Source organism: Oleiphilus sp. HI0132, assembly GCF_001635845.1.
Genome location: NZ_LWGJ01001476.1, coordinates 1 through 1,894 on the forward strand (window position 1 = coordinate 1; position 1,894 = coordinate 1,894).

3 protein-coding genes are annotated in these 1,894 nt (G+C 40.6%); 1 reads left to right on the forward strand and 2 read right to left on the reverse strand.

Annotation, left to right across the window (positions count from 1 at the left end):
* The first annotated feature begins 188 nt into the window (after nucleotides 1–188).
* Nucleotides 189–1,121, forward strand: coding sequence for a recombination-associated protein RdgC (rdgC, locus tag A3766_RS22890; RefSeq protein WP_068508423.1), 933 nt, complete (start codon nucleotides 189–191; stop codon nucleotides 1,119–1,121).
* Between the two features lie 108 nt (nucleotides 1,122–1,229).
* On the opposite strand, the gene fliS is transcribed toward rdgC, so the two are convergent.
* A complete protein-coding gene (gene fliS, locus A3766_RS22895) occupies nucleotides 1,230–1,625 on the reverse strand; it encodes a flagellar export chaperone FliS (RefSeq protein WP_068508421.1) in 396 nt (131 codons plus the stop codon).
* A gap of 66 nt (nucleotides 1,626–1,691) precedes the next feature.
* Nucleotides 1,692–1,894 (reverse strand): hypothetical protein (locus tag A3766_RS31430; RefSeq protein WP_197479695.1); only part of this gene is annotated, 203 nt, incomplete at its 5' end.

Below are 1,894 nucleotides of genomic sequence, written 5' to 3' on the forward strand. Positions count from 1 at the left end.
GCCTCATCACACAAGTGACAACCAAGTGTCGAATACAAATAAAAGACTGGGCAGGTGTTCAATTTGAAACTCTTTTTAAATATTTTCAATAATTTAAGCAATCTATTTAAAGTATTTTATACTATACTTTTGCTTTACATCTTATTAAGAAAGAATATCTACATCTAACTGAAGGCCTGAATATACTTATGTGGTTTAAAAATATCCTGTTTTATCGCTTTACTAAACCTTTCGAACTATCAAGCGAAGAATTAGAAAGTAAACTTGCTGACTCACCATTTAAACCCTGCGGCGCGAACGACATATACCAACTAGGTTGGTCCAGCCCTTTGCAAAAGCATTCCGAGCAACTGGTACACGTTAACCAGAATTACTGGATGATCTGCCTTCAAAAGCAAGAGCGTATTCTACCTAGCTCTGTGGTCAATGAGCAATTACAAGAGAAAGTAAATGAGATCGAGGAACAACAGCACCGCAAAGTTACACGCAAAGAAAAAACTGAGCTAAAGGAAGAAATCACTAACCTCTTACTACCTAAGTCTTTCACCAAGACATCGCGCTATTTCGCCTACCTTTGCCCTTCGAAAGGCTACCTTGTGATTAACACTTCATCAGCCAAATTGGCAGATGAACTGACCAGCTATTTACGCAAAACAATTGGTTCACTTCCTATTCGCCTACCAGCAGTTAACCAGGCCCCAAGCTCGATCATGACACACTGGGTCACCGAGCCAAGCAGCCTACCAAGCTTTATGACTGTAGGCTTAGAATGCGAACTTACATCACAAGGTGAAGAGAAAGGATCTATTAAGTATAAAGGCTTGGAACTCGATCAAGAACAGATCGACCAACAAATCAAATCAGGAATGGAAGTCACCAAACTTGCTGTCGAGTGGCGCGAGTCACTAACACTATTATTAGGCTCTGATTTAAGTGTGAAGCGCATCAAGTTTGGCGATATGCTACAAGATCAACTTGACGACATGAACGCCGAAGATGCCGCCAGCATGTTTGACGCTGGCTTCACCATTATGACGGCAGAGTTCGACAAACTAATTCCAGAGATCCTGGAAGCATTCGGCGGTGAAGATACCAGCGCAGTGATCGAAGAATCGAACTAACTGTCGGCAACGCTGAGCACATTGGAATAGCGGCAATCAATAGCCGCTATTCAATCTCTTATACAAAAGCAATAAACAAAAAAGCACTCTAAACTTGCGAACAAGCCTCTAGAGAATACCCTTTTCAATAACTTCCTGACGAATACCAGACCAGGCACCTTGAATCTTCTTCAAGTGAGAAAGCACCTCTTCCAACATTTCTAGATCGTTTTTGACATTAGCTTCAAACAGTCGATGCTCACAGTAGACATAAAGATCAAATAAATTTTGTGCGACCTCCTGCCCCTTATCTAAATCTAGAAAGCTACGCAAACCCGATATAATCTCTATCGACTTGTTAATCAAACGATTCTTGCCTTCAAAGTCACTCGCAGCAATGCGCGCCTTAGCCATATTAATGCGCTCAACAGCACCATCAAATAAAAGCTGAATTAATTGGTGACGGTCTACATCGACAACACTTGTCTGCGCATTAACCGACTGATACTGATGTAATGCATTCATATTATTCTCCTGCAATCACTAAGGTACTATTTCCTTAGCTACTTCTTTTATTATTAATAACAAACTTTATTTGTCTGAACCTGTTCCTGCTAGCGCATCTAACTGCGCCTTTATAAAATCCATCGTACTATTTAATTTCGAAACTGCGATATCCGCTGCCGTAAATTCACGCGCCAAGCGACTTGTTAAAGACTCAATTCTCTCATCAAGCTTTAAACGCTCCTCATTAATCATTGCTAACGACTTACTTAATGTATCGTTCTTTGTTG

Bases quoted from the DNA above. Each gene is read 5' to 3' on its own strand.
- fliS (WP_068508421.1), bottom strand. From the start codon at position 1,625: ATGAATGCATTACATCAGTATCAGTCGGTTAATGCGCAGACAAGTGTT.
- rdgC (WP_068508423.1), top strand. From the start codon at position 189: ATGTGGTTTAAAAATATCCTGTTTTATCGCTTTACTAAACCTTTCGAA.